The organism is Pseudomonas sp. FG29 (genome assembly GCF_057809355.1).
The window spans coordinates 129,438-154,715 of the sequence record NZ_JBMDJU010000011.1; the positions used below are offsets into that span (position 1 = coordinate 129,438).

Sequence of the window (25,278 nt, forward strand, 5' to 3'; positions counted from 1 at the left end):
CGCCGCGAATGGCAGCCATCCTGCAATACCAAACACAGCCCCAAAAGCTTCGCCCCGAGGCGGGGCTCCTACACGAATGCACCAAGCGAAGCAGTTCTATGTAGGAGCGGCGCCCCGCCGCGAAAAGCGGTCATCCCTTAACCCCGTGCTTGAGTCCTGAAAAGCCTTGTCTCAGGGCTAGCCTCCCATTCAAAGCTCCCGTCGTCACAACTAACCTCAAAACTCGCTAACACCTTGTTTTTTAGGCTGTTCAAAACCTGATCAGCGTGCTAAAACCAATCCGTCGAGTCTTCTAGCCGCTTGAAAAAGAAGGGAAAACCATGACCAAGTCGGAGTTGATCGAAAGAATCGTCACTCACCAGGGTCAGCTCTCCTCAAAGGATGTCGAGCTGGCCATCAAGACCATGCTGGAGCAAATGTCCCAGGCATTAGCCACTGGGGATCGTATCGAGATTCGCGGCTTCGGCAGCTTCTCGCTGCACTACCGCGCCCCTCGCGTAGGGCGTAACCCAAAAACCGGTCAGTCGGTACGTCTGGATGGCAAGTTCGTGCCGCATTTCAAACCGGGCAAGGAGTTGCGCGATCGGGTCAATGAGGACGAGTAATATCCCCGAATCGCTGGCGCCACCCAACTGACGGGCTTGCCTCTCAAGGCCTATGGCATGCAAAATGTGCGGCCTATCTAATTTTTGTATCGCAACTGTCGATGAGTTCGCTGTGCGATAACGTTGTAATTTATTCTCAGGGCTGAGCCCCTTAGGTTTGTAGCGCAAAGGGACTAGCTCGTGCCATACCCCGATATCCTTCATCACGGCGCCATATCGGGCGTAACCGGCTCATGCCATCAACTGCTGGTGGCGCCGGAGCTGAGCTTTCTCATCGACTGTGGCCTCTTTCAGGGTGCCGAGACCTCTGCAGATGGTCGTGTAGGGGCAGGACGCCTGGCCATCGATTTTCCTCTGGCGGGCATTAAGGCACTGATCGCCACTCACGTGCACATTGATCACATTGGGCGTATTCCCTATCTACTCGCAGCTGGCTTCCAGGGGCCGATCCTCTGTAGCGAGCCTTCGGCAAAACTGTTGCCCATTGTCCTCGAAGATGCCTTCAAGCTGGGCGTAAGTCGGGATCAGAAGCAGGTCGAGCGCTACCTCAAGCTGGTCGAGCAGCGTATCGTCGCGTTGCCATACAAGACCTGGTTTACCCTGGCCGAGACACCCCAGGTGCAGGTCAGGGTTCGTTTGCAGCGTGCCGGCCATATCTTGGGCTCTGCCTATGTAGAGTTCGACGTGAAATACCGTGCGGGCGAGAACAAGCGCATTATCTTCTCTGGGGATCTAGGGGCGCCCCATGCGCCTATCCTCCCCGCGCCACGCTCGCCTTACAAAGCTGATGTTCTGGTCATCGAGAGCACCTACGGTGATCGACTGCATGAAGACCGTCGTACTCGAAGACAGCGTCTCGAGCGGGTCTTACAGCATGCCCTGAGTAACCAAGGCAGCGTATTGATACCTGCCTTCAGCATCGGGCGTACCCAGGAGCTGCTCTACGAGCTGGAGGACATCATCCATCGTCGAGTCGCCGCAGCCCTTAAACCTACTCGCGCCGGCAAGGTTAAGAATGCGGCGCTTGACTGGTCGAACCTGCCCATCATTCTGGATTCACCTCTTGCCAGTCGCTTTACCCAGGTTTATCGCGAGCTGGATCGATTTTGGGATGCAGAGGCTCAGGCGCGGCTGAAAAACGGGCGTAACCCCCTGAGCTTCCGCAATCTGCTCACGGTCGACTCGCACAAGGCGCATCTGGCCATGGTCAACCGCCTCGCTCAGACCGCTCAGCCGGCAATTGTCATTGCGGGTAACGGTATGTGTTCCAGTGGGCGTATCGTCAACTACCTCAAGGCGATGCTCGCCGATCCAAGGCACGACATTCTGTTTGTCGGTTACCAGGCCGAAGGTACTCCGGGTCGCCAGATTCAGCGCTTCGGCCCGCGGGGCGGTTACGTGGAATTTGATGGTCAGCGTTATGACATGCGTGCTCAGGTACATAGCATGGGCGGCTATTCGGCTCATGCAGACCAGGCTGGCCTGCTTAGTTTTATAAAGGGGATGCGTCGGTTGCCTGAAGAAATACGCATCGTGCATGGAGAGGCCGAGGCCAAGCGTGAGCTATGTCTCACCCTCAAGGCCCAATGTGCTGCATTAGGGCATGAAGTAGATGTGAAAATTCCCTCGTGATCACCCGGCTTGGTCATGGAAAGCGTCACGCAGCGATAATGTCGCGCGTGGTCAAGATTTAGAGCAGAAAAAGACTTTGGAGTATTTGTGAGCGCCTTTCCCGTAGTCCCCCAAGAGGCTAGGTCGGACGAAATCGATCTGGTGGAACTCTTCCAGAAGCTGTGGCAGCAGAAGTGGTTGATTGTCTGCTGTACCCTTGCCGTCACAATCTGTGCTGCGACCTATGCCTTTATTGCCACGCCTTACTACCAGGTGCAGAGCGTCCTGCGGCCAGCGCCGTTGAAGGAGCTCGATGAGCTCAACAGCACGGGGGTGTATGAGCTGAGCCCTGAGGACGCTCTGAAGCGGGTTGGCGCAGCGCTGGATTCCTACAGCACGCGAGCCGAGTTCTTTCGCGGCAATCCCGAGCTGTTCGCCAATCTGAAGGGCATCAACAAAAGTCTGGAACAACGTTTCGAGACCTTCAATGCGGAAAGCTTCACCTTGTTGCAGCCGGATCCTAAGCGGGCGGACAACCTGAGTGCTTACGTTGGGTTGAAACTGGTCTATCCCGAAACCCTGGATGGTGTTGAAATTCTCAATGGTATGGTGCAGCAAGCCATCATCGATGAGCGCCAGCGCGTGGCACTGGATATGGAAGGTGTGATTCAGAACCGTCTGAACAAGATCGAGCGACAAATGGCGGCAGCGCGTGCGAGCTATGAGGCGCAGAAAGAGGCCGCAATCGCCAAGCTCAAGGAAGATGACAAACTGCAGCGTGCCATCCTGCAGGATGAACTCAAGGCACTGAGAACCGAGCTGCGGACTCGTCGGCAGAATCGTATAGCCCAGCTGGATGAAGCCATCACCATTGCCAAGGCGTTGGGTATCACCAAGCCAACTAACCCGACATCGCTAGGTGATGCTGATAATGCAGCAGGGCAGGGCAACGTATTTCGTACCGAGGTGATCAATCAGCAATTCCCTCTGCATTTCATGGGCACGGAAGCACTCGAGGCCGAACGTGCCGCGCTGCTCAAGCGCAAGTCGGATGACTACACCGAGCCGAAGATTGCCCTGATTCAAAACAAGCTGCAGATGCTTGAGCACAACCGGCAGGTCGAGATGATGCAGAGCCGGGATAACGAGGATCTATTTCTGGCTAAACTCTCCGAAATGCGAGAGGAGGCCGCGCGTTTACGCAGTATCAATCTGAACCTCAATCAATTGAATCTGGTGAGAATTGATCGGCCGGCGGTTAAGCCTCTAAATCCAATCAAACCTAAAAAGCTACTCATCGTAGGCTTGTCTATGGTGATGGGTTTTATGTTGGGTGTGTGTGTTGCTTTCTTACGAGTTGTTTTTCAGCGTAAAAATTGACTTGTAGCATCTCTGTATTTTGAGAGAGGGGTATCATCTCCTCGTGGCTTCACATCTTTGAGGGCGGGGTATGATTTCAAAATATCGAATGATGCGAGGGCTCCTGAAGCGCAAGGTCGTTAGGGACTTTCTGTGGCGTTTAATATGGTTAAAAAATCTTGGTAAAGTTCAAGCTTACCGAAAATCTCTTAAACCATCTCAGACTGTGTTGAGCGGGGCGCTTGAGAGTGAGTATTATCTGAGTCGTCTTCGCTCTGATGGTGCGACGCTGGGCCCCTCTCTTTCTGTTGATAAAGTTGCTTATTTAAGACGGCTTGCTGATCGCTTGCCGTGTTTTGCAGATAGAAACCCAGAGCTGGGGTTTTATTTGAAGGACTTGTGTGCGATGGAGGCGCATTTGGGTAAGCGCCTTTTGTTGGCTCAGTATTTGAATATTCAGGATGATCCGGTGGTGAAGCAGTTGTCTCGCGATGACTTTATTCTGGATCTTGCGGCGGCCTACTTGGGGGCTACTCCGAAATTGATGAGTGCTAATATGTGGTGGACATTTCCTGTGGATGCAAGTCCTGAGGATCGGTCAAAGCACGCTCATGTATTTCATTATGATTTGGACGATATCAAGTTCGTGAAGTTCTTTTTTTATCTTACGGACGTGGATAGTGAAAGTGGGCCTCATGTGTATGTAAGGACATCTAATCACGATATACGCTATAAAAATAGCGTGTTCAAGGCTAAGCGCTTTACTGATGAAGAGGTCCTTGCGGCCTACGGTGAAAATAATATTGTCGAGGTGTGCGGGGGGGCGGGATCCTGCTTGATTGAAGACACCATAACATTGCATAAAGGCGTGACACCATTGCGTCGCCCGCGATTGCTGCTGCAGTTTGAGTTTTCGATTAATACCTATCCAGAAATGAGTTGCGTTGTGGATCCTTCTCGCCAGCGTATTGTGCTTCAAAATGCGTGAGTGGTCTTATCTAATTTTTGCCGCTGCAGGTGTCGGGGTTGCTGCGCTGAAAGGATTTTTATATGCACATGTGCTTGGTGAGATAGAGTATGCGGCGATTGGATATTATTTACTGGCTTTGGGAGTTGGCGGGCTGCTTGTCGGCAGTGGCGTAATTCTGAGGGCTCATTCTGAGCTTCCCTCAATGGAGCTAGCGCAGCGCTTTTTATTCGTTGCGCAGGGGCGAACGGTTGGGTTCGCTTTTTGGTTGTTATTAAGTCTCCCAAGTGTAATTGCGGGATCTTTGCTTTGGGACTTTAGCCTGACTTTGCTCACGCAGGTCCAGGTTTTGGTCATGTTTTTGTTTACCTTGGATGTTGTGGCGCGGAAAAGCGACGGGGACTTTTTTGGTTATGCGCGCGCGGTGTTCTTGCGTAACTTGTTATTGTTGTTTGGTGGGCTGGCTGCCGCTTACTTGACGGGGTCTGCTTGGTTTTCAATTTTGGCTGAGGTTGTTCTTGGTTTTTTTGCTTGTGGCACCACGGTCGTTAACTGGGTCTTGAACTTTAGGCTTCCTGATGTTGACTATGTGCGACGTTGCTTTAGTTTTATTCCCGTTAGTCTCCTAGGTGGGCTAGGTCAGTATGTTGATCGTCTGTGTGCTTCGTTTTTTTTACCGGCGGTGGTTTTTTCGGCATACTCTTACCTTTCTCTGCTGATGGTCGGTGCTCTGGCAATTCAGCAAATAGTAAACACTAAAGTGATAACCTTGCTTGCAGTACGTTGTAAAGAATCGCCGCGTGATGCGTTTGCTTATTTGCTGAAGGTCTCAGGTGGCGTGTTTTTAATTGCCTTGCTGCTAATGGCGTGCGCAGCGTATGTTCTGTTTTTTAGTTGGTTCTCTGCCTCTTGGGTTAGCGTGGATATTATAGTGGTTGTCTTGTTTGTTTTAGGCGTGTCCTGTAGGGCGGCGGAGTTTTTTTCTAGTTTTCTTATCGTGATGCACAAGAAAAAGTTATTGGCTGGGATTCAGTTCGTTGGCCTGTTTGTATATGCAATTCTTTCTGTTGTTTCGTATTCTTCGGGTTTTGTACCTTTCGTTGTTTCAATGGTGAGTGGAATGATATTTTTCACAGCGGTGTTGGCGCTTGCTTCTTGGAGGGTGTCCTATGCTTAGGCGTCTTTGGGATGTGATATGGATGCGGCTTTACGCTGTCTGGGTATGTGGAGTCGGCCTCTTTCGAGGCTATCGTTGCCATCCATTTTCTCGAATGAAAGGACATGCGCTTACCATTGAACCAGGTTGTTCTGTTCGACGGGGGGGGTTGGATAGTAGCTTTGGTAATATCCGCTTGAGCTCAGGCTGTTGGCTCAATGATGGTGTGGAAATTTCAGCAATTAGCGAAGTTCGTATTGGGCGCGGTACGACATTGCAGCGGAATGTGACCATCAATGGGCAGGTGGGTCTAGGAGAGGGGTGTTTATTGGCGCCTAATGTGTTTATTTCTTCTACCTCTCATGTTCATGATCGGTTTCCAGGGATGCCAATTCGAGAGCAAGAGGGCGCGTTGCCTCGGGATGAGTTTCTGCGGCTCTATAATCGGCCTATTTTGATTGGGGATGATGTTTGGATTGGTGTTAATGCCGTGTTGATGCCAGGCGTGCAAATTGGTGCTCATGCCATTATTGGTGCTAATGCCGTGGTAACAAAAAATGTGCCTGAAGGGGCTATTGTTGCAGGTGTGCCTGCAAAAATATTGGATTATCGTTTAGGCTTTGAGGAAAAAAATTGTGCTGAGTAATAAAACTATCCTTATTACTGGTGGGACTGGTTCGTTCGGCAATACTTTTGTCCCTATGACGCTCGCCAAGTACAACCCCAAAAAAATCATCATCTTCTCCCGAGATGAGATGAAACAGTGGGATATGGCCAAGAAGTTCGAGGGTGATCCACGCGTTCGTTTCTTCATCGGTGACGTACGTGACAAGGATCGCCTATACCGTGCTCTCGATGGCGTGGATTACGTGGTACATGCCGCCGCCACCAAGATTGTACCGACCGCTGAATACAACCCGTTCGAGTGCATCAAAACCAACATCAACGGCGCCATGAACCTGATTGATGCTTGCATCGATAAGGGCGTCAAGCGCGTTGTTGCACTGTCCACCGATAAGGCCAGTAGCCCGATCAACCTCTACGGCGCTACCAAACTCGCCTCCGACAAACTCTTCGTCTCCGGTAACTCCTATGCCGGTGGGCATGACACCCGCATGGCTGTCGTGCGTTACGGCAATGTCATGGGGTCACGTGGCTCAGTGATTCCGTTCTTCATGTCGATCAAGGACAAAGGCGAACTACCAATTACTGACGAGCGCATGACGCGCTTCATGATCTCCTTGGAAGAGGGCGTCGAGTTGGTTTGGCACGCGTTCGATGATATGGAAGGCGGTGAGATCTATGTGAAAAAGATCCCCTCCATGAAAGTGACTGACCTGGCCCGTGTCGTTGCTCCCGAAGCATCGCAGAAGATCGTTGGCATTCGTCCGGGTGAAAAACTGCACGAGCAGATGATCAGTGCTGAAGATTCCTATACGACCTACGAGTATCCTGAACACTTCAAAATTCTTCCGGTGATTCATGACTGGGCGAACTGCCCCAAGCGCATAAAGGATGGGAAGAAAGTGCCAGAAGGCTTCGTGTACTCCAGTGACAACAATGCAGAATGGATGAGTGACGAGGCGCTTTGCGCCTGGATCGAACAAAACCGCGAAAAAATCGGGAGTATCTGAGTCGTGATCCCCTATGGTCGCCAGGACATTACGCAAGCTGACATTGATGCGGTTGTCGAGGTTCTGCAGTCTGATTTTCTCACCCAAGGCCCGATGGTGCCTCGCTTCGAGCAAAGTGTTGCGCGCCATGTCGGAGCAGCGCATGCGTTGGCGGTCAACAGCGCCACTTCGGCGCTGCATATCGCATGCCTAGCTTTGGGTTTGGGAGAAGGCGACCGCCTGTGGACATCACCTATCACTTTCGTGGCTTCTGCCAACTGCGCGCTGTACTGTGGGGCGCAGGTGGATTTCGTCGATATTGACCCGCGTACCTATAACCTTTGTCCCGAAGCTCTTGAGCGCAAGTTGCAGGTGGCCGAGCGCGAGGGAACCTTGCCCAAGGTGCTCGTTGCCGTGCATCTCTGTGGCCAGCCTTGTGACATGCAAGCTATTTCGGTACTGGCCAAGCGCTATGGATTTAAGGTCATCGAAGATGCCTCCCATGCTATTGGTGGCAAGTACCAGGGTGAATTCATCGGCAACTGTCGTCACAGCGATATCACTGTGTTCAGCTTTCATCCAGTGAAGATCATTACCACCGCAGAGGGGGGGATGGCTCTTACCAATAGCGCCGAGCTGGCAGAAAAAATGGCTTTGCTACGCAGTCACGGTATCACCCGTGACCTGAAGCAAATGACCCACGCTGCCGATGGTCCCTGGTATTACCAGCAGATCGACCTGGGCTTCAACTACCGCATGACCGAATTGCAGGCCGCGCTCGGATTCAGTCAGTTGCAGCGTCTCGATCAATTCGTGGCGCGTCGCCATGAGTTGGCCGCCCGCTATGACCAACTATTGGCGGCATTGCCAGTGACAACGCCCTGGCAGCATCCCGACAGCTACTCCGGCCTGCACCTATACGTCGTGCGCCTGAAGCTGGTGCAGATCGGTAAAAGCCATCGTCAGGTCTTTGAGTCGATGCGTGAGCAGGGTATTGGCGTGAACCTGCACTACATCCCTGTACACACCCAGCCTTACTATCAGCGCATGGGTTTCATGCTTGGGGATTTCCCCGAGGCTGAGCGTTATTACGCCGAAGCCATCAGTTTGCCGATGTTTCAGACCATGACTTATGCCCAGCAGGATCGAGTTATTGAGGTGTTGCGCGAGGTGCTTTGTTGAAAAGTGTAGCTGTTCTTCAGGCGAGAACATCTTCGTCTCGGCTTCCTGGAAAGGCTCTACTCCCTATCAACGGGATTCCAGTTGCCATACTTGCAGCTAAAAGAGCGGCGAACACTGGTCGTGATGTCGTCATTGCTACATCTGATGAATGGAGCGACGACAAGCTGGCTGATGTCGCCTTGGCTTATGGCGTAAAATGTTTTAGGGGGAGTTTGAATAATACGCTTAGTCGCGTCGTTGAAGCCCTGACTGTATACACTGACGACACCGTTGTTTTTCGTTTGACTGGGGATAATGTATTTCCAGATGGTGCACTATTGGATGAGATAGAAGAAGATTTTCTGTCCACGGGTGCAGCATATATGTCCTGTAATGGCGTTTTGTCAGGGCTTCCTTATGGCGTCAGTGCTGAGGTGACTTATCTGAAGCACTTGCGAGAGGCTTGGGCTAATACTGATGCCCCTTACGATATTGAGCATGTTACGCCGTATGTTGCAAGAACCTATGGTCGTAGGGTTTTCGAAAAGTATTCATCAATGTTGAAGGGCAACTACCGTTGTACCATTGACTGTTTAGATGATTACCTGGTCGTTCAAGACGTTTTTTCTGGGATTGAAGACCCTCTGTCGGTATCAGTGTTTGAGTTGATAGCGCGCCTTGATGGAAAGCGCTATCAGCCGATTGCAAAGAGCCCTGCTAGTAAATTCGTTCTGGGTACTGCGCAGCTAGGCTTAGATTATGGGATTGCCAACAATACAGGGCGCCCTAGTTCGGCGGTGAGCGGTGAAATTGTAAAGCTTGCGATCTCTAATGGAGTTTCTCTGATAGATACGGCTCGTGCATATGGCGAGTCGGAGAGGGTCGTTGCTCAGTCTTTGCAGAATGGTTGGCAAGGGCGTGCACAAGTTATTACGAAACTTTCGCCTTTGGATGATTGCCCGGCAGATGCTCTGGATCATGTTGTAAATGCTTTTGTTGATGCAAGCGTTCATTTATCACGTGCAAATTTAAGGCAGCAAAGAATTGATGTACTCATGCTGCATCGGGCTAGCCACCTTTATGCATGGGGTGGCGCTGTGTGGCGTCGATTGCTTGAGCTTAAAGCGCTTGGTTTTATTGGCGAATTGGGTGTCTCGGTTCAGTCGCCAAATGAGTTAATGGATGCTCTTGCGAGCGAGAGTGTGTCCCATATTCAGTTGCCAATGAATATTTTCGACTGGCGCTGGAAAGATGCTGTTCCTAAAATCCGAGAGACAAAATTATCGAGACGCTTGAATGTTCATGTTCGGAGCGCTTATTTGCAAGGGGTTCTTCTTAGTCAAGAAGTTGCGGTATGGCATGCTGCGAATGTAGACAAAGCACTCGACTGTATTGAATGGCTGAATGACACTGCCAGCAAATTAGGGCGACGCAGTGTTGCAGATTTGTGTGTTGGATACCTCAGCTCTCTTGATTGGGTTGACGGAGTTGTTGTAGGTGTGGAGACGATTGAGCAACTGGAATCAAATATTGAACTGTTTGGTTTGCAAGGTTTGACGGCTGAACAAGTTCGAGTGATAGACAGGGAACGGCCCGTATTGTCTGAGAGCAGCTTAAACCCAGCCCGCTGGAGCAGTCACAGATGAGTCTGGGTGTCGATATATTTTCTCTTCGTGGTAAAACCGCATTGGTAACTGGTGCTACGGGCTATCTTGGCTCGGCGATGGCTTTTGCTTTGGCTGAAGCAGGGGCGATGGTGCTGGTCAATTCTCGTTCTCGCTCTCGTAGTGAGGCACTGGTAGAAAGTATTCGTCGCTCTGGCTTTTCAGCGTCTCCGGCAGTTTTTGATGTTGCCGATGAAGAGGCCGTTAAAAGCTTTTTTGAGCAAAATGCTGGGCTCGAACTGAATGTGTTGGTCAACAATGCTTATGCCGGGGGTGGGGGCACGATCGAAATTTCCGATTCGCGCTCTTATATCAAAAGCTACGAAGTTACATTGGTTGCAGCGCACAATATGTTGCGTCACGCGTTACCTTGTTTACGTCAAGCTGTAGAAGTATCTGGTTATGCAAGTGTTATTAATATTGCATCAATGTATGGATTGGTGAGCCCGGATCATGCTGTATACAGCTCTCCGCAATCTGTAAACCCGCCGTTCTATGGTGCTGCAAAGGCCGGTTTGATTCAGTGGTCACGTTATGCTGCCTGTGAATTTGGCCGTGAGAACATTCGTGTAAATAGTATTTCTCCTGGGCCATTTCCTTCTAAGTCTGTGCAGATAGACAATCCTTCGTTCGTTGAGTCGCTGTCTAAAAAGGTGCCGCTTGGTCGCATAGGGGACTCAGATGAAATCAAAGGGCCTGTACTATTTCTGGCTTCTTCTGCTTCTTCGTTCGTCAATGGCGCCAACATTAGCGTCGATGGCGGCTGGACGTCGTGGTGAGTAGCAAAATGCGGATTGCTATACGCGCAGACGCTTCACTGCAAATAGGCACAGGGCACATCATGCGTTGCTTGACGCTTGCTCGTGCGCTGCGTGAGCGCGGGCACGATTGCCTATTCATCTCGCGCGAGCATCCGGGCAATCTTCTCAAGCTGATCAGCGAAGATGGTTTTGCAGTGCATGCTCTGCCTGTCGGCAATGAGCTTGATAGCGAACTGGCGCACGCACAGTGGCTGGGTGCGTCTCAGGCCGAAGATGCATTGTCTTGCAAGGGACTACTGGCATCCTGGTCTCCTGACTGGCTAGTGGTCGACCACTATGCGCTGGATTATCGATGGGAAGTCAGCGTGCGCCCTGTGGGTTGCCGTGTGTTGGTAATCGATGATCTTGCAGATAGGCAACATAGTTGTGAGCTGCTGTTGGATCAGAACCTGGGGCGCTCTCACCTCGATTATCAGGACTTGTTACCGCAAGATTGCACAGTCCTGGCGGGCCCTCATTACGCTCTTCTGCGCGCGGAGTTTGCTGCAGTACGAGCTGATTCGCTGGCACGTCGTGAAGAGGGACTATTGAGTAGGGTGCTTATCGCGCTAGGCGGTGTGGACCAGCATAATTACACCAGCAAAATATTGAAGGCTTTGCAGGGTTGCAAATTAGCTGATGGCATTCGGTTTACTGTCGTTTTAGGGGCTACAGCACCTCATTTTCAAAGCGTTCGCGAGTTAGCTAAGCAATGTCCTTGGCCTGTAGAAGTACTATCCGGCATCAACAACATGGCACAGCGCATGGCTGATGCTGACCTCGCGATTGGTGCGGCGGGCGGTAGCTCATGGGAGAGGTGCTGCCTTGGGGTGCCTACGTTGTTAGTAATATTGGCCGATAATCAAAAAGATGGTGGGCTTGTGTTGGCAGAGCGAGGTGCGGCCCTGCTCATTGATACTTCCGTATCATTGAAGCTTCAACTTCAGGCTGCATTGGTCATGATGAGTGAGCCCCAGGCGTTGCAGCAGTTCAGCACTGCGGCCGGTCATATTACCGATGGGCTGGGATGTGCGCGTGTGCTGGAAACCATGGAGGCGCGGCGATGAGTGACATGGTAAGGAATATGCGGGAAGAAGACCTTGCGCGTGTCCTTGAATGGCGCAACCATCCAGATGTACGCAAGTTTATGTATACCCAGCATGAGATAACGACTCAGGAACACCGTAGCTGGTTTGAAAACAGCCAGCGTAATCCTGCCCGCCATTTGTTGATTTTTGAAAGCGAGTCAGTACCCCTAGGGTTCATAAATATTAACCAGACGGTACCAGGTCATGTAGCCGATTGGGGGTTTTATCTCGCCCCGTTGGCACCACGCGGAATGGGGTATCGACTGGGCGTCGCGTCATTGGCGTTTGCGTTTACAATACTCGGCCTGCATAAAGTCTGTGGTCAGGCCCTGGCTTTCAATGAGCGATCAATCAGGTTTCACTTGCGGTTGGGTTTTAAGTGTGAAGGTGAACTGCGCGACCAGCATTACGATGGTGAAAATTATCACGCAGTCATGCATTTCGGTTTGCTGAGCAGCGAATGGCAATCCCATTATGAGAGTTAAAGTTATGAATAATCCCTATATCAGCATCGCGGGTCGCCGTATTGGCATGGGTGAATTGCCCTACATTATTGCTGAGCTTTCCGCGAATCATAATGGTAGGCTCGAAACTGCGCTCAGAATTATTGAGGAAGCAAAGAGCGCTGGTGCTGATGCTATTAAGCTGCAGACTTATACGGCAGATACTATTACGCTCAATAGCGATGCTGACGAGTTTCAGATTCGTGGCGGGCTATGGGATGGTAAATCGCTCTATCAGTTATACCAAGAAGCACACATGCCTTGGGAGTGGCATAAGCCGCTGTTCGAGCATGCGCGCAAGTTGGGTATCACTATTTTCAGCTCGCCATTTGATTCGACGGCTGTTGATCTTTTGGAGAGCCTTAATGCGCCAGCCTACAAGATTGCCTCTTTCGAGGCTGTAGACTTGCCGTTGATCAAATACGTTGCCAGTACCGGGAAACCGATGATCATTTCCACCGGTATGGCCGACGCTGAGGAAATTGCTGAGGCCATTGAAGCTGCTCGTGAAGGTGGGTGCAAGGAGCTGGCCATATTGCATTGCGTTAGCGGTTACCCGGCGCCGGCTGAAGATTACAATTTGCGTACAATCCCGGACATGATCGCTCGGCACGGCTTAGTAACTGGATTGTCCGATCATACGTTGGATAACACTACGGCAATCACGAGCGTCGCTTTGGGTGCTTCCATTATCGAAAAGCACTTCACTCTAGACCGATCCGGTGGCGGCCCTGATGACAGTTTTTCTCTTGAACCCCACGAGCTCGTTGCGCTTTGCCGTGATACCAAGACAGCTTGGCAGGCGTTGGGGCAAGTGGACTATGGACGCAAATCAAGCGAACAGGGTAATGTCAAATTTAGGCGGTCACTGTATTTTGTAAAGAATTTGAACGCGGGAGATGTTGTAACGCCAGACGCGATTCGTAGCGTACGGCCAGGGTTTGGAGTTCCGCCTAAGTTTGCAAATAACATTGTCGGATGTCGTGTAAATGCCGATGTTGCTGCCGCCTCAGCAGTCACGTGGGGAGTATTAAGTGACAAGGCTTAGTTTTGTCGTTTCAAAAAAAGATTTGCGGGCAACAATCGGTAGTGCTGCTATTGTTATTGTTGGAGCTGTTTTTTTGCTTGTTTTAGATGTTCTGATGCCGTTCACGTCTGCCTACGCAGATGTGATTCCGGCATATTTTATTTACACCTCTTTTTTTTGTGTGTTTGTTTTATTTTATTCATTGTTCTCGCTGTGTTTTATGAGCGTGCCGGTCTCAGGTGGGGGGCAGAGAAGGCTGCCGGTCGGTCTGTCGCAGGCAATGAATCTCTCGTTATTTCTGTCTGTGTTGGCTATTTTTTCTCTGTTTGTAGATAGGGCTTTCTATAGAGGGGTCGACTTTGCCAGTAATAATTTTGTTGAAATGCGTGCGGCTTTAAACTCTAGCGCTACGGGTTCGATATCTTCTGTGTTTAGTTTTTTTGGTAATCTTTTTCAGTTTTCATATTTTTTTACGTTGCTTGCTGCCGTTTTTTATAGGGAGTTTATATCTGCTCAAAGATTTTTGGTCTATGTGTTTTTTATTTGTGCGTGTGTTTTATTAGGCTCTTATTTGCTTGGGGGGCGGGCGATTATTGCTGTTGTGTTTTTGAGTGTTTTGGCGGGGTTTGTTGCGCGGGTTGTCGTAGGGGCTTCGTCTTTTGGTGCTTTTTTTAAAGGTAAGAATTTACTTTTGTTTTTTTTCATGTCGATCATGTTTTTGTTTGTAGTTATTTATGTTTTTTATATGCGGTCTTCTGTTGGGGGGACAAGTTCGGTTGAATATTTGAATAATTTTTTATTTCATTTGCATGGTGTTTCCCTGTTGCCGTTAGGGCAGTGTGGGGTGGATTTTATTTGTGATATAAAGAATTACTTTTATCTTTCTCTTTTGTACTTTACTCACGTTTTCTGGGTCCTTGCTGAAAATGTCGACTCTCCATTTATGAGTTCGGGAGGGGATCCTTTGTTTGGTGCTGTGCTGAGTGTTTTTTCTCGTTGGCTGCAGTTTGATTCTGGTAGTTATGAGTTTGCAGGTTTGTTTAACTCCATGCCGGGGTCTCTCTATTACAAATGGGGGGGGTGGGGGGTTGCAGTTGGTGCTGGCCTTGTCGGTTTTCTCTTGGCGCTGGCTATGTTTTGTTTGCGTTTCTATAAGGGGGTGTTGTCGCTGGTGTTTTTTTATCTGCTCTATATGTTGCTGTTGGTTTCTCCAGTGTTATCTATTTTTAATGTAATATCCTTTGTTTTTGTGATATTTTGCTTGTTCTTTTATTTCCTTGTGTTCCATTTTTTTGGTTTTGTTTTGAGAAGGATGCGGCTGTGAGAATTGGGTTTGCTAATATTTTTTCATTTCGGCCTCATGTTGAGCAACTCCATTACTTAGCAACGCTGTTAGAGCAGGCTGGGCATGAAACATTCTTTTTGACCTGCGATTCTGCCGTTAGCAACTGCTACCCACGCGCAATCAAAGGCACTGGCAAGCTCAAAGAGTGTGCTAAATGCATGGTTGGCGGTGTCCGAAGCTATACAGGGGAGGACGTTACTGCGATTCGACGGGGTTCTGTGAGTGAGTTGCCTGAGTCCATTCTGGACGAGCTCGCATTATCCAGCTCATGCACATTGACGCGCACCGAGTCAGAAGCAGAATGGATGGAGCCGGAAGTGGTGCGTGTACGGCAGTCGCTCTACGAGCCCATTGCCAGCACTTATTCGAGTACGCGGCGCTGGATTGAAGACAACGATATTGAAGGTGTCATCTGTTTCAATGGGCGGATGGACTTGACGCGTGCAGTGACGTTCGCGTGCGAACAAGCAGGAGTTCCTTTTATTACCCACGAGCGTCCCTGGTTCAGCCAAGGACTCAACTTGACGCCGAATGCGAATTGCCTGTCGCTCAAGGCAGTGAGTGATATGGTGGCCGAATTTGATGAGCGGCCACTGACTTTGGCGCAGGCTAGAATTGCAGGTAGGCATATCGGCGAGCGCTTCCTCCAGCGCAATTCCCTGGAGTGGCGCCTTTACAATACGAATCCGGAGCCAGCACCTTGGCCTCTCCAGTCAGATGGCTTGCGTGTCTTGATACTGCCCAGTAGCAAAAATGAGTTTGCCGGTCATGCTGAGTGGAAAACGCCTTGGATTGACAATACTCAGGCCCTTGACGATTTTTTCGAGGCATTTTCCATAAAGCCAGAGCAGGTTGTGCTGCGTTGCCATCCAAACTGGGCCGAGAAAATCGGACAAGTGGGTGGTGATCGGTCACTGACACTCTATAAGAAGTGGGCTCACCTGCGTGGTGTTCATTGTGTGTCCAGTGAACAAAAGGCCAATACATACGACCTTATCCAGCAGGCTGACATTGTCGTGCTCAATGGGGGGAGTTCCGCCGTCGAAGCGGGGGCCTGCGGTAAGCAAGTCATTTGCCTCGGCCCCTCAAGCTACGCGCGGGCAGGCTTTGTGAGAGCCTTTCCTAATAAGGCAAGTCTGTATGAGCCTCATGCACGTAGAGATCTCGACCCCGACCAAGTAATGCGCAAAACGCTGCGGTTTATCTATGTGCGCTCCCACCGTCATCCTCAGTTCGTTGATTACGTTCGCCCCATTGAAACCACGCGTTATCAATATTTTCAAGGGGCGGATGCCGGTCGGATAATCGATATGTTTAAAACAGGTGTTCTGTCCGCGGACGATCCTGTCTATGGCGCATCTGATAGCGAAGAAAATCCCATCCTTGAGTTGCTCAAGGCGAAAAAATGGGGAGAGCTTGCGGATTACGACGTGCCGAGTCGCATGCTGCCGATAATGGAAATCAAGCGTCGCCTAGCTTTGCGTTGGGTCGATGACTTCAGGGCTATGTTGCCCAGGGGAGATAGAGGTTGAATCAAGTAGTTATCCCAGCGGTTACTATCGTTACGCCGTCTTACAATGCGGAAAAGCTGATTGGGCGAACTATAGAGTCCGTTCTCGCGCAAACTTTCCAACATTGGGAATTGCTCGTTATTGACGATTGTTCCAAAGACTCTACGCGGGAAGTCGTTGCTGCCTATGCCGCGCGCGATGAAAGGATTCGCCTGATCGCTCTTGAGAAAAACAATGGTGCTCCAGCCGCGCCCCGTAATATTGGGGTGCGTGAGGCGAGGGGGCATTGGATTGCATTCCTTGATGCTGATGATATTTGGCATCCGGCTAAGCTCAGCATGCAGTTGGAAGCGGCCGTGGCGAAGTCTGCGGTGTTCGTTAGCTCACAGATGAAAGATTTCTGGGATGAGTCTGAATTGACTTTTCCTGCCGTGACGGGGGCTGAACTGGAAGCGGTAACCTTCACTCGGCAGCGCCTTAAAGGACGGATTCCTACTTCAAGTGTGCTTGTCACGCGTGAGCTGATGATCGCATTCCCGTTCAATGAGGATATTCGTTACAAGGCTGTGGAGGACTACCACTGCTGGTTAAGGATCCTTAACAGTGGAGTTGTGAATTGGAAAGTCAAGTATCCGCTGCTTAGTTATCGTCGTATCGCAGGTCAGATTTCCGGTTCCAAGCGTTACATGCTGGAACGAATGTATATGCTGCATCGGGAGTTTCCTAATACTCGAATTTCAGCGGCGGCGCTATTTACGCTTACCCATGCGCTGGGTGGTTTTTATTACCGTATTTTAAGGAAAGGTCTATGAAACGGATCATGGTGACCGGCGGGGCCGGCTTTCTTGGCTCGCATCTGTGTGAGCGGTTATTGTCCGAAGGTAACGAAGTATTGTGCGTGGACAACTTCTTTACAGGAGCCAAGCGCAATATTGCCCATTTGCTGAGCAATCCTTACTTTGAGTTGATCCGCCATGATGTGACCTTTCCGCTGTATGTAGAGGTCGATGAAATCTATAACCTCGCTTGTCCGGCATCGCCTGTGCATTATCAGTTTGACCCTGTGCAGACGCTCAAGACCAGTGTGCATGGTGCTATCAACGTACTGGGGCTTGCCAAACGCACCAAGGCGAAGATTTTTCAGGCATCGACTAGTGAGGTGTATGGCGATCCAGAGATTCATCCTCAACCTGAATCCTATTGGGGGCGTGTGAATCCTATTGGTATTCGTTCATGTTATGACGAGGGCAAGCGTTGTGCTGAAACACTTTTCTCCGATTACCACAGGCAGCACGGTGTAAGAATCAAGATTGCCCGGATCTTCAACACCTATGGCCCACGGATGCACCCCAATGATGGGCGCGTCGTGAGTAACTTCATCGTTCAGGCTTTGCGTGGCGAGGACATCACTATCTACGGAGAGGGCCAGCAAACCCGTAGCTTCTGTTACGTTGATGACTTGGTCGAGGGCTTTGTGCGCCTGATGGGGACGTCCGATGAAGTGACCGGGCCGATCAACTTAGGCAACCCTGGCGAGTTCACCATGCTGCAGTTAGCTGAGCGTGTGTTGGCGCTTACTGGGTCGTCTTCGAAGCTGGTGTTCCGCCCTTTACCTCAAGATGATCCGAAGCAACGCCAGCCCGATATTACTCAGGCAAAAGCCGTTCTCGATTGGCAACCGACCATCGTGCTTGATCAGGGTTTAGCAAAGACCATTAGCTATTTTGATGCTTTGCTAAAAGAGGAGCCTCTGGTTTGAGTTCGCTGATGAAAATTACGGTTTTTGGTAGCGGCTACGTCGGTTTAGTCACTGGGGCTTGTTTGGCGGACGTTGGGCATTCGGTCATGTGCATCGATGTCGACCAAGGCAAGATTGACGGCCTTAATCGCGGGGTCATTCCTATTTACGAGCCAGGCCTTGAGGAAATGATCCTCAAGAACTGCAAAGCAGGTCGTTTGAGTTTTTCGACAGACGCGGTTGCTGGCGTCGATCATGGCTATTTGCAGTTTATTGCTGTTGGGACTCCGCCTGATGAGGATGGCAAGGCTGATCTGAAATACGTTCTGGCTGTGGCGGCTACTATCGGCCGTCACATGACGAACAAGAAAGTTGTTATCGATAAGTCAACTGTGCCAGTGGGTACGGCAGACAAGGTTCGTGACCGTATCGATTCGATATTGGTCGAGCGCGGTGTACAGGTCGAGTTCGAGGTGTGTTCGAATCCGGAGTTCTTGAAAGAGGGCGCTGCAATCGAGGACTTCACCAAAGGTGCACGTATTGTTGTTGGAACAGATTCGCTTGAGGTGCGTGATGCTATGCGTCACTGCTATGCGCCTTACAATCGTAATCACGATAAATTGATGTTTATGGATGTGCGCTCGGCAGAACTGACTAAGTATGCAGCTAACGCAATTTTAGCAACTAAGATCAGTTTCATGAACGAGATGGCCACATTAGCTGAGCGCTTGGGTGCAGATATTGAGCAAGTGCGTCTTGGTATCGGTTCTGATCCTCGGATTGGCTATCACTTCATTTATCCCGGCTGTGGTTACGGTGGCTCATGTTTCCCCAAGGATGTGCAAGCGCTTGCGCGCACAGCCATGGAGGTCGGAGTCGAGCCTGATTTGCTAATGGCTGTTGAGCGGGTTAACCATCGTCAGAAACAGGTGTTGTTTGACAAGCTCTCGCGTGCTTTCGATGGCCAGCTCGCTGGAAAGAAAGTTGCCTTGTGGGGGCTTGCCTTCAAGCCAAATACCGATGACATGCGTGATGCCCCTAGTCGGGTGTTGATGGAAGCTCTTTGGCAGGCAGGCGTCTGCGTGCAGGCATTCGATCCTGAGGCGATGCAAGAGTGTCGTCGTATCTATGGCGAGCGCTCTGATCTGGTGTTATGCGAGTCTCGTGAGGCCGCTCTTAAAGGCGCCGATGCGCTCGTCATTTGTACGGAGTGGAAGGCTTTTCGCACGATTGATCCATCTTTGCTCAAAGCGAGTCTGCGTTTTCCAGTTGTAGTAGATGGGAGAAACCTATTCGATCCGGTTGAGATGGCCAACGCAGGTTTGCTGTATCACGCTATTGGTCGTGGGTTGAGTCAATGACGATCCTTATTACAGGGGCTTCTGGTTTTGTGGGTGGAGCCCTTGCTAAGTGTCTATTTGAGCAGGGGCGCACTATTCGCACTTTAGGTCGTACGCGACCTAAAGTGGCTGTTGAGTTTGTCCAAGGCTCTATAGATGATCGACTGGTTTCAAGGGGGGCTCTCGAAGGTGTCGACTGTGTTGTGCATTTGGCTGGAAGAGCGCACCAACTCAAGGACGCCAGCGAGGATCCGCTAGAAAGCTTCAGGGTTGCCAACTGCAAGCTTTCCGAGGCGCTGGCAGCTCAAGCAATTGATGCTGGTGTTAGACGTTTCGTTTTTATTAGTTCAATTGGTGTGAACGGTGCCGTCACAAAAGATGGCCAGGCTTTTACCGCGCTCAGTGAGCCGGAGCCCCACTCACCTTATGCGCGCTCCAAGTATGAGGCTGAAGTGGCGCTCCAGGCGTTGTGTCGTGAGAGCAGTATGGAGCTCGTTGTCATACGCCCGCCGTTGGTTTACGGCCCAGGTGCGCCAGGCAATTTCGCTAGCCTGATGCGTTGGGTCGGTCGTGGCGTTCCATTGCCACTTGGCGCGATTCACAACAAGCGCTCGCTGGTTGGTGTCGATAATCTCGTTGATCTAATCATTCGTTGCATCGACCATCCTGCAGCCGCTAACCAGGTGTTCTTGGCGGGCGATGGCGAAGATTTGTCTACGACGGAGTTGCTACGAGAGGTAGCTGAAGCGATGTCGTGCTCAGGGCTTATGGTGCCAGTGCCTGCAGCTTTATTGCGACTGGCTGCAAATATTTTGGGTAAGAAGACGCTCGCGCAAAGTTTATTGGATTCACTGCAGGTGGATATCAGCAAGGCGCGAGAGTTGCTGGGCTGGGAACCTCCCATTTCCGTCAAAGAAGGTTTGAGAAGGTGTGTTCGTGATTCGTCTGTTTGATGTTCTGTTTGCTTCGCTAGGGTTGGTGTTCGGTTTTCCCGTACTGCTGTTGATCTATGTGCTGGGGCTTTTCGATACCGGATCGCCGCTGTTCCGTCAGGAGCGTGTAGGGCGCCATCAGAGGCCTTTCATTCTGGTCAAGTTTCGTACCATGACGGTCGATACCGCCTCGGTGGCGAGTCATTTAGCTTCCAGTTCTTCCATCACGCGTCTTGGTGCGTTTCTTCGCAGAACCAAGCTCGATGAGCTGCCGCAGTTGTGGAATGTGCTCAGGGGGGAGATGAGTCTTGTTGGGCCCCGTCCAGGGTTGTTCAATCAGCAGGAGTTGACGGTAGAGCGCGCCAATCGTGGTGTATTCGATGTGCGACCGGGTATCACAGGTTTGGCGCAGGTCAGCGATATCGATATGTCTACGCCGCAGTTGCTGGCGGAAACTGACCAGCGGATGATCCGTGAGCTTACGCTGGTGCATTATTTCAAGTACATCTTGATGACGGTGCTCGGCAAGGGGGCTGGTGATCGAGTGCGTTCTTCGTCTTGAATGTGACTGTCAGTTCTGAGATGTGGTGGGGCAATTGCACGTGATGTGCGTGTTCAAGGGATATGAAAAGTTGAGAGGTTTTGATGTTAAGGGCAGCTGATCGCCTGCGTGAGCGCTTGATTGGGTTGTCGAGACGCTCCAAGCGCATGCTCCAAGTCATGACGGATGTCGTGCTGGTCTGGTGTGCGCTCTGGCTGGCTTTCGTGGTGCGCTTGGGTGAGCTGGATGCCGCCCATCCTTTTGGTCATCACGCGTGGCTTTTTGTTCTGGCACCTTTGATCTCTGTGCCCATTTTCATCCGTATGGGGATGTATCGGGCGGTGATGCGTTACTTTGGCAATGATGCGCTGAAGAGTATTTTCAAAGCCGTTTCACTTTCTGCCTTGTTACTGGCTTTGGCGGTTTACTGGTACCGCGATGCGCCGGCCGTGATACCTCGTTCAATGGTGCTCAATTATTGGTGGTTGAGTCTGATGATGATCGGCGGGCTGCGATTGCTGATGCGTCAGTACTTCATGGGTGACTGGTTTTCTGCTGATCACCCCAATCGACTGCAGATACGTGATCAGGGCTTACCGCGAGTGGCCATCTACGGTGCTGGCGCAGCCGGTAACCAGTTGCTGGCGGCGCTGCGCATGGGGCGTACGCTTACGCCTGTGGCTTTCATCGATGATGATTCGTCGATCGCCAAGCGCGTGATTGCAGGACTAAGGGTTTACAAGCCCAAGCATATCCAGCAGATGATCGAGGAAACCGGAGCCCAGGAAATTCTGCTTGCGGTGCCTTCTGCCTCGCGGGCGCGCCGGCGAGAAATTCTCGAGTTGCTTGGGCAATACACTCTGCATGTGCGCAGTGTGCCTGGGTTCATGGATCTGGCCAGTGGGCGGGTCAAAGTGGATGACGTACAGGAGGTCGATATTGCTGACTTACTGGGGCGTGATGCAGTACCGCCACAGAAAGCGCTATTCGAGCGCTGCATTCGTAGTCAGGTGGTTCTGGTCACGGGGGCAGGTGGGTCAATTGGTTCGGAGCTTTGCCGGCAGATTCTTTCGAGCGCTCCGAAGACTCTGCTGTTGTTCGAGCACAGCGAGTTCAATCTCTACAGTATCCACTCTGAGTTGCTGCGTCGTATCAAGCGTGAATCGTTAGCCGTTCAGTTGATTCCAATCCTTGGCTCCATTCGTAATTCGGAGCGGCTGGAGGAGGTGATGTCGAGTTGGGCGGTGGACACGGTTTATCACGCGGCAGCTTACAAGCATGTACCGATGGTGGAGCACAATATCGCCGAGGGTGTGCTGAACAACGTATTTGGCACTCTTTTTACTGCTCAGGCTGCTATCAAGGCGGGTGTTGCCCATTTCGTCTTGATCTCCACGGACAAGGCCGTACGGCCTACCAATGTGATGGGGAGTACCAAGCGCTTGGCCGAGATGGTGCTGCAGGCGCTGAGTGACGAGCAGGCACCAGTGTTCTGGGGGCGCGATGAAAAAGTACATCGCGTGAACAAGACTCGGTTCACTATGGTGCGCTTCGGTAATGTGCTCGGTTCTTCTGGTTCGGTAATCCCTTTATTTCATGCACAGATTCGCCGTGGTGGTCCGGTAACGGTGACTCATCCGAATATCACTCGCTACTTCATGACCATCCCCGAGGCGGCGCAGTTGGTGATTCAAGCTGGATCGATGGGCGAGGGAGGGGATGTCTTCGTTCTCGATATGGGGCGGCCGGTGAAGATTGCTGACTTGGCCGAGAAGATGATCCAGCTGAGTGGATTGAGCGTGCGTTCAGCCGAGAACCCGCACGGTGATATTGCCATCGAGTTTTCAGGGTTGCGCCCAGGCGAAAAGCTCTATGAAGAGTTGTTGATTGGTGACAATGTCAGCCCCACTGAGCACTCGATGATCATGCGGGCTAATGAAGAAATGTTGCCTTGGAATGAGTATCGACAAGTACTTCAGGCACTTCATGAGGCTGTGACACATGAGGACTACGAGCGAGTGCGGCAACTTTTGCGTGAGGTGGTTTCAGGTTATCGCCCCGAGGGGGAGATAGTCGACTGGCTTTACTTGCAAAAGCGTACGGAGAGTTGATAGGCCTTCATCTGTGTCTTTGTTTATATTGTGCGAGGCTGGGTGCCCGCTCATCGATGAACGTGTGTAAGGGTGCCTACCATGAAGAGGGTTGGCCGCAGTTCAAGGGCGCTGTAATTTCGCTTCGATCGATGAGTCGCTGAAGGTGCAGGGAGTACCCGGTATTGGAGAGGAATTGGGCCAATTAAAGCCTTTAGGTGTTTCTATTGGGGCCGGTCTTTGACCGGCCTTTTTCGTGCGGAGGGGCTTCGCGAAGGAGATAATCTGGGGCGCAGTCCTTGCTGAGAGTCCGCCGAAAACGAAAAAGCCCCGGTATGTACCGAGGCTTTGAATTTGGCTACGCGACCTGGACTCGACAGCGTAGCTGAACGCGCTTCAGCGCGGCCCCGGAGGGGTGAGCGAAGCGAATAACCTGGGACGTAGTCCCTGGTGAGAGTCCGTAGGCAATAAAAAACCCAGCACTGGGCTGGGTTCTTGAATTTGGCTCCGCGACCTGGACTCGAACCAGGGACCCAATGATTAACAGTCATTTGCTCTACCGACTGAGCTATCGCGGAACAACGGCGCGTATGTTACTGATTAAAAAAGAGAAGTCAACACTTTGTGGTGATTTTGCAATGGCAGTGATTCAGCATGTCCAGCGTCTAAGTTGTGGTAGGGGCTTTAGTCGTGACAGCGGCAGTTCGCGGCGGGGGCCGCTCCTACAATGCTGGGGGCGCAGTATTGGTGTAGTAGCCCCGCTTCGGGGCGAGGCTGTTGGTTTTGCGGTGTTCTGGAGGATGCTTCGCGGCGCGGCCCCGCTCCTACAGCTATTTGATGCATACAAAAACGCCGGCTCATGAGCCGGCGTTTTTGTTTATCACCAAGGCTTACAGTACGGCGTGGATGGCGCGGGTGACGCTGTCCAGGTTGCCGTTGTTCAGCGCAGCCACACAGATGCGGCCGGTGCCGACGGCGTAGATGCCGAATTCTTCCTTGAGGCGCTCGACCTGCTCCACGGTGAGCCCGGAGTAGGAGAACATGCCGCGCTGCTCGGCGACGAAGCCGAAGTCACGCTTGGCACCCAGTGCCGCCAGTTGCTCGACCATGGCCAGGCGCATGCTGCGAATGCGGTCGCGCATTTCACCCAGTTCGGCTTCCCACATGGCGCGCAGCTCAGGGCTGTTGAGTACGCTGGCGACCACGGTGGCGCCGTGGGTCGGCGGGTTGGAGTAGTTGGTGCGGATCACGCGCTTGAGTTGCGACAGCACGCGAGTCGATTCTTCGCGGCTGCTGGTGACCAGCGACAGAGCGCCGACGCGCTCGCCGTACAGCGAGAACGACTTGGAGAAGGAGCTGGAGACGAAGAACTCCAGGCCCGACTCGGCGAACAGGCGCACGGCTTCGGCGTCCTGTTCGATGCCGTCACCGAAGCCCTGGTAGGCGATGTCGAGGAAGGGCACGTGCTCGCGCTCGCGCAGTACGTCCAGCACGGCTTTCCAGTCTTCCAGTTGCAGGTCGACGCCAGTCGGGTTGTGGCAGCAGGCGTGCAACACAACGACGGAACGGGCTGGCAGGTTGCGCAGGTCTTCGAGCATGCCGCCACGGTTCACGCCGTTGCTGAACGGGTCGTAGTAGCGGTAGTTCTGCACCGGGAAACCGGCGGCCTCGAACAGGGCGCGGTGGTTTTCCCAGCTCGGGTCGCTGATGGCGACGGTGGCGTCCGGCAGCAGGCGTTTGATGAAGTCGGCACCGATCTTCAGGGCGCCAGTACCGCCCAGGGCTTGAGTGGTGATCACACGGCCTTCTTCGATCAGGGCTGCGCCCTTGCCGAACAGCAGTTCCTGTACGGCTTTGTCATAGGCGGCGATACCCTCGATTGGCAGGTAGCCACGTGGCGCGTGCGCCTCGATGCGTGCCTTTTCGGCGGCTGCTACGGCGCGCAGCAGCGGAATTCGCCCTTCCTCGTTGTAGTAGACGCCCACGCCAAGATTGACCTTGGTGGTGCGGGTGTCGGCGTTGAATGCTTCGTTGAGGCCCAGGATGGGATCGCGCGGAGCCATTTCGACGGCAGAGAAGAGACTCATGATGGGTGCGGCAGCTCGAGGTGAGGGGTGGGAGGCCAGGCGTCCCCGACAAAAGCGCTAGGGGGCGCGTAAACGGGGCGTTAGTATAACGACCCTGAATCCAGGGGGCGACAGCGCAAAGCCCTGAATTAAGGCCTTTT

General features: G+C 51.9%; 22 protein-coding genes and 1 tRNA gene. 21 read left to right on the plus strand and 2 right to left on the minus strand.

Annotated elements, in window-relative coordinates; translation table 11 throughout:
• The first annotated feature begins 320 nt into the window (after positions 1-320).
• The 21 genes from ihfB (at position 321) to ACODS1_RS13765 (ending at position 23,072) form a co-directional block, all read left to right on the plus strand.
• Positions 321-605 carry an integration host factor subunit beta gene (ihfB, locus tag ACODS1_RS13665; protein WP_003243558.1) on the plus strand — a complete coding sequence of 95 codons (285 nt, stop codon included), beginning with the start codon at positions 321-323 and terminating at the stop codon, positions 603-605.
• A 180-nt stretch (positions 606-785) separates the two neighbouring features.
• Positions 786-2,237 carry an MBL fold metallo-hydrolase RNA specificity domain-containing protein gene (locus ACODS1_RS13670; protein ID WP_489086079.1) on the plus strand — a complete coding sequence of 484 codons (1,452 nt, stop codon included), beginning with the start codon at positions 786-788 and terminating at the stop codon, positions 2,235-2,237.
• An 87-nt stretch (positions 2,238-2,324) separates the two neighbouring features.
• Positions 2,325-3,596 carry a Wzz/FepE/Etk N-terminal domain-containing protein gene (locus ACODS1_RS13675; protein ID WP_489086080.1) on the plus strand — a complete coding sequence of 424 codons (1,272 nt, stop codon included), beginning with the start codon at positions 2,325-2,327 and terminating at the stop codon, positions 3,594-3,596.
• Between the two features lie 70 nt (positions 3,597-3,666).
• Positions 3,667-4,563 carry a phytanoyl-CoA dioxygenase family protein gene (locus tag ACODS1_RS13680; protein ID WP_159972146.1) on the plus strand — a complete coding sequence of 299 codons (897 nt, stop codon included), beginning with the start codon at positions 3,667-3,669 and terminating at the stop codon, positions 4,561-4,563.
• Positions 4,556-5,719, plus strand: coding sequence for a hypothetical protein (locus ACODS1_RS13685; protein WP_489086081.1), 1,164 nt, complete (start codon positions 4,556-4,558; stop codon positions 5,717-5,719). Before ACODS1_RS13680 ends, ACODS1_RS13685 begins: the two co-directional genes overlap by 8 nt.
• A gap of 94 nt (positions 5,720-5,813) precedes the next feature.
• On the plus strand, positions 5,814-6,344 hold the full coding sequence (locus tag ACODS1_RS13690; RefSeq protein WP_489086082.1) for an acyltransferase: 531 nt from the start codon (positions 5,814-5,816) through the stop codon (positions 6,342-6,344).
• A complete protein-coding gene (gene pseB, locus ACODS1_RS13695; protein ID WP_159972143.1) occupies positions 6,334-7,332 on the plus strand; it encodes a UDP-N-acetylglucosamine 4,6-dehydratase (inverting) in 999 nt (332 codons plus the stop codon). The genes ACODS1_RS13690 and pseB overlap by 11 nt, the downstream gene beginning before the upstream one ends.
• A 3-nt stretch (positions 7,333-7,335) precedes the next feature.
• Positions 7,336-8,493: a UDP-4-amino-4,6-dideoxy-N-acetyl-beta-L-altrosamine transaminase gene (gene pseC, locus ACODS1_RS13700; RefSeq protein WP_159972142.1), complete on the plus strand. Its 1,158-nt coding sequence runs from the start codon at positions 7,336-7,338 to the stop codon at positions 8,491-8,493.
• The gene (locus ACODS1_RS13705; protein WP_159972141.1) at positions 8,490-10,118 is read left to right on the plus strand and encodes an aldo/keto reductase; all 1,629 of its coding nucleotides are present in this window, start codon (positions 8,490-8,492) and stop codon (positions 10,116-10,118) included. Before pseC ends, ACODS1_RS13705 begins: the two co-directional genes overlap by 4 nt.
• Positions 10,115-10,915: an SDR family NAD(P)-dependent oxidoreductase gene (locus ACODS1_RS13710; RefSeq protein WP_489086083.1), complete on the plus strand. Its 801-nt coding sequence runs from the start codon at positions 10,115-10,117 to the stop codon at positions 10,913-10,915. The genes ACODS1_RS13705 and ACODS1_RS13710 overlap by 4 nt, the downstream gene beginning before the upstream one ends.
• Positions 10,912-12,003: a UDP-2,4-diacetamido-2,4,6-trideoxy-beta-L-altropyranose hydrolase gene (gene pseG / locus ACODS1_RS13715; RefSeq protein WP_489086084.1), complete on the plus strand. Its 1,092-nt coding sequence runs from the start codon at positions 10,912-10,914 to the stop codon at positions 12,001-12,003. Before ACODS1_RS13710 ends, pseG begins: the two co-directional genes overlap by 4 nt.
• Positions 12,000-12,509, plus strand: a complete 510-nt coding sequence (gene pseH / locus ACODS1_RS13720) for a UDP-4-amino-4,6-dideoxy-N-acetyl-beta-L-altrosamine N-acetyltransferase (RefSeq protein WP_489086085.1) — start codon at positions 12,000-12,002, stop codon at positions 12,507-12,509. The genes pseG and pseH overlap by 4 nt, the downstream gene beginning before the upstream one ends.
• 4 nt (positions 12,510-12,513) lie before the next feature.
• Positions 12,514-13,575: a pseudaminic acid synthase gene (gene pseI / locus ACODS1_RS13725; protein WP_489086086.1), complete on the plus strand. Its 1,062-nt coding sequence runs from the start codon at positions 12,514-12,516 to the stop codon at positions 13,573-13,575.
• On the plus strand, positions 13,562-14,878 hold the full coding sequence (locus tag ACODS1_RS13730; protein WP_159972137.1) for a hypothetical protein: 1,317 nt from the start codon (positions 13,562-13,564) through the stop codon (positions 14,876-14,878). Before pseI ends, ACODS1_RS13730 begins: the two co-directional genes overlap by 14 nt.
• Positions 14,875-16,431, plus strand: a complete 1,557-nt coding sequence (locus tag ACODS1_RS13735; protein ID WP_489086087.1) for a capsule biosynthesis protein — start codon at positions 14,875-14,877, stop codon at positions 16,429-16,431. The genes ACODS1_RS13730 and ACODS1_RS13735 overlap by 4 nt, the downstream gene beginning before the upstream one ends.
• Positions 16,428-17,222, plus strand: a complete 795-nt coding sequence (locus ACODS1_RS13740) for a glycosyltransferase family 2 protein (RefSeq protein WP_489086088.1) — start codon at positions 16,428-16,430, stop codon at positions 17,220-17,222. The genes ACODS1_RS13735 and ACODS1_RS13740 overlap by 4 nt, the downstream gene beginning before the upstream one ends.
• Positions 17,219-18,169 carry a UDP-glucuronic acid decarboxylase family protein gene (locus ACODS1_RS13745; protein WP_159972134.1) on the plus strand — a complete coding sequence of 317 codons (951 nt, stop codon included), beginning with the start codon at positions 17,219-17,221 and terminating at the stop codon, positions 18,167-18,169. The genes ACODS1_RS13740 and ACODS1_RS13745 overlap by 4 nt, the downstream gene beginning before the upstream one ends.
• 8 nt (positions 18,170-18,177) lie before the next feature.
• A complete protein-coding gene (locus tag ACODS1_RS13750; protein WP_489086100.1) occupies positions 18,178-19,509 on the plus strand; it encodes a UDP-glucose dehydrogenase family protein in 1,332 nt (443 codons plus the stop codon).
• Positions 19,506-20,441, plus strand: a complete 936-nt coding sequence (locus ACODS1_RS13755) for a UDP-glucose 4-epimerase family protein (RefSeq protein ID WP_489086089.1) — start codon at positions 19,506-19,508, stop codon at positions 20,439-20,441. The genes ACODS1_RS13750 and ACODS1_RS13755 overlap by 4 nt, the downstream gene beginning before the upstream one ends.
• Positions 20,425-20,982 (plus strand): sugar transferase, encoded by a 558-nt coding sequence (locus tag ACODS1_RS13760; RefSeq protein ID WP_489086090.1) that lies wholly within the window; start codon positions 20,425-20,427, stop codon positions 20,980-20,982. Before ACODS1_RS13755 ends, ACODS1_RS13760 begins: the two co-directional genes overlap by 17 nt.
• A gap of 83 nt (positions 20,983-21,065) precedes the next feature.
• Entirely contained in the window at positions 21,066-23,072 is a 2,007-nt protein-coding gene (locus tag ACODS1_RS13765; RefSeq protein ID WP_489086091.1) for a polysaccharide biosynthesis protein, read from the plus strand.
• A gap of 481 nt (positions 23,073-23,553) precedes the next feature.
• Here the strand turns inward: ACODS1_RS13765 and ACODS1_RS13770 are convergent.
• Positions 23,554-23,629, minus strand: a tRNA-Asn gene (locus ACODS1_RS13770).
• Positions 23,630-23,941: 312 nt separating this feature from the next.
• Entirely contained in the window at positions 23,942-25,138 is a 1,197-nt protein-coding gene (locus tag ACODS1_RS13775) for an amino acid aminotransferase (RefSeq protein WP_489086092.1), read from the minus strand.
• Between the last annotated feature and the right edge of the window lie 140 nt (positions 25,139-25,278).

Coding starts and splice junctions, on each gene's coding strand:
- ACODS1_RS13750 (WP_489086100.1), top strand. CDS start 18,178: ATGAAAATTACGGTTTTTGGTAGCGGCTACGTCGGTTTAGTCACTGGG.
- ACODS1_RS13745 (WP_159972134.1), top strand. CDS start 17,219: ATGAAACGGATCATGGTGACCGGCGGGGCCGGCTTTCTTGGCTCGCAT.
- ACODS1_RS13755 (WP_489086089.1), top strand. CDS start 19,506: ATGACGATCCTTATTACAGGGGCTTCTGGTTTTGTGGGTGGAGCCCTT.
- ACODS1_RS13775 (WP_489086092.1), bottom strand. CDS start 25,138: ATGAGTCTCTTCTCTGCCGTCGAAATGGCTCCGCGCGATCCCATCCTG.
- pseI (WP_489086086.1), top strand. CDS start 12,514: ATGAATAATCCCTATATCAGCATCGCGGGTCGCCGTATTGGCATGGGT.
- pseH (WP_489086085.1), top strand. CDS start 12,000: ATGAGTGACATGGTAAGGAATATGCGGGAAGAAGACCTTGCGCGTGTC.
- ACODS1_RS13685 (WP_489086081.1), top strand. CDS start 4,556: ATGCGTGAGTGGTCTTATCTAATTTTTGCCGCTGCAGGTGTCGGGGTT.
- ihfB (WP_003243558.1), top strand. CDS start 321: ATGACCAAGTCGGAGTTGATCGAAAGAATCGTCACTCACCAGGGTCAG.
- ACODS1_RS13690 (WP_489086082.1), top strand. CDS start 5,814: ATGAAAGGACATGCGCTTACCATTGAACCAGGTTGTTCTGTTCGACGG.
- ACODS1_RS13680 (WP_159972146.1), top strand. CDS start 3,667: ATGATTTCAAAATATCGAATGATGCGAGGGCTCCTGAAGCGCAAGGTC.
- ACODS1_RS13765 (WP_489086091.1), top strand. CDS start 21,066: ATGTTAAGGGCAGCTGATCGCCTGCGTGAGCGCTTGATTGGGTTGTCG.
- ACODS1_RS13710 (WP_489086083.1), top strand. CDS start 10,115: ATGAGTCTGGGTGTCGATATATTTTCTCTTCGTGGTAAAACCGCATTG.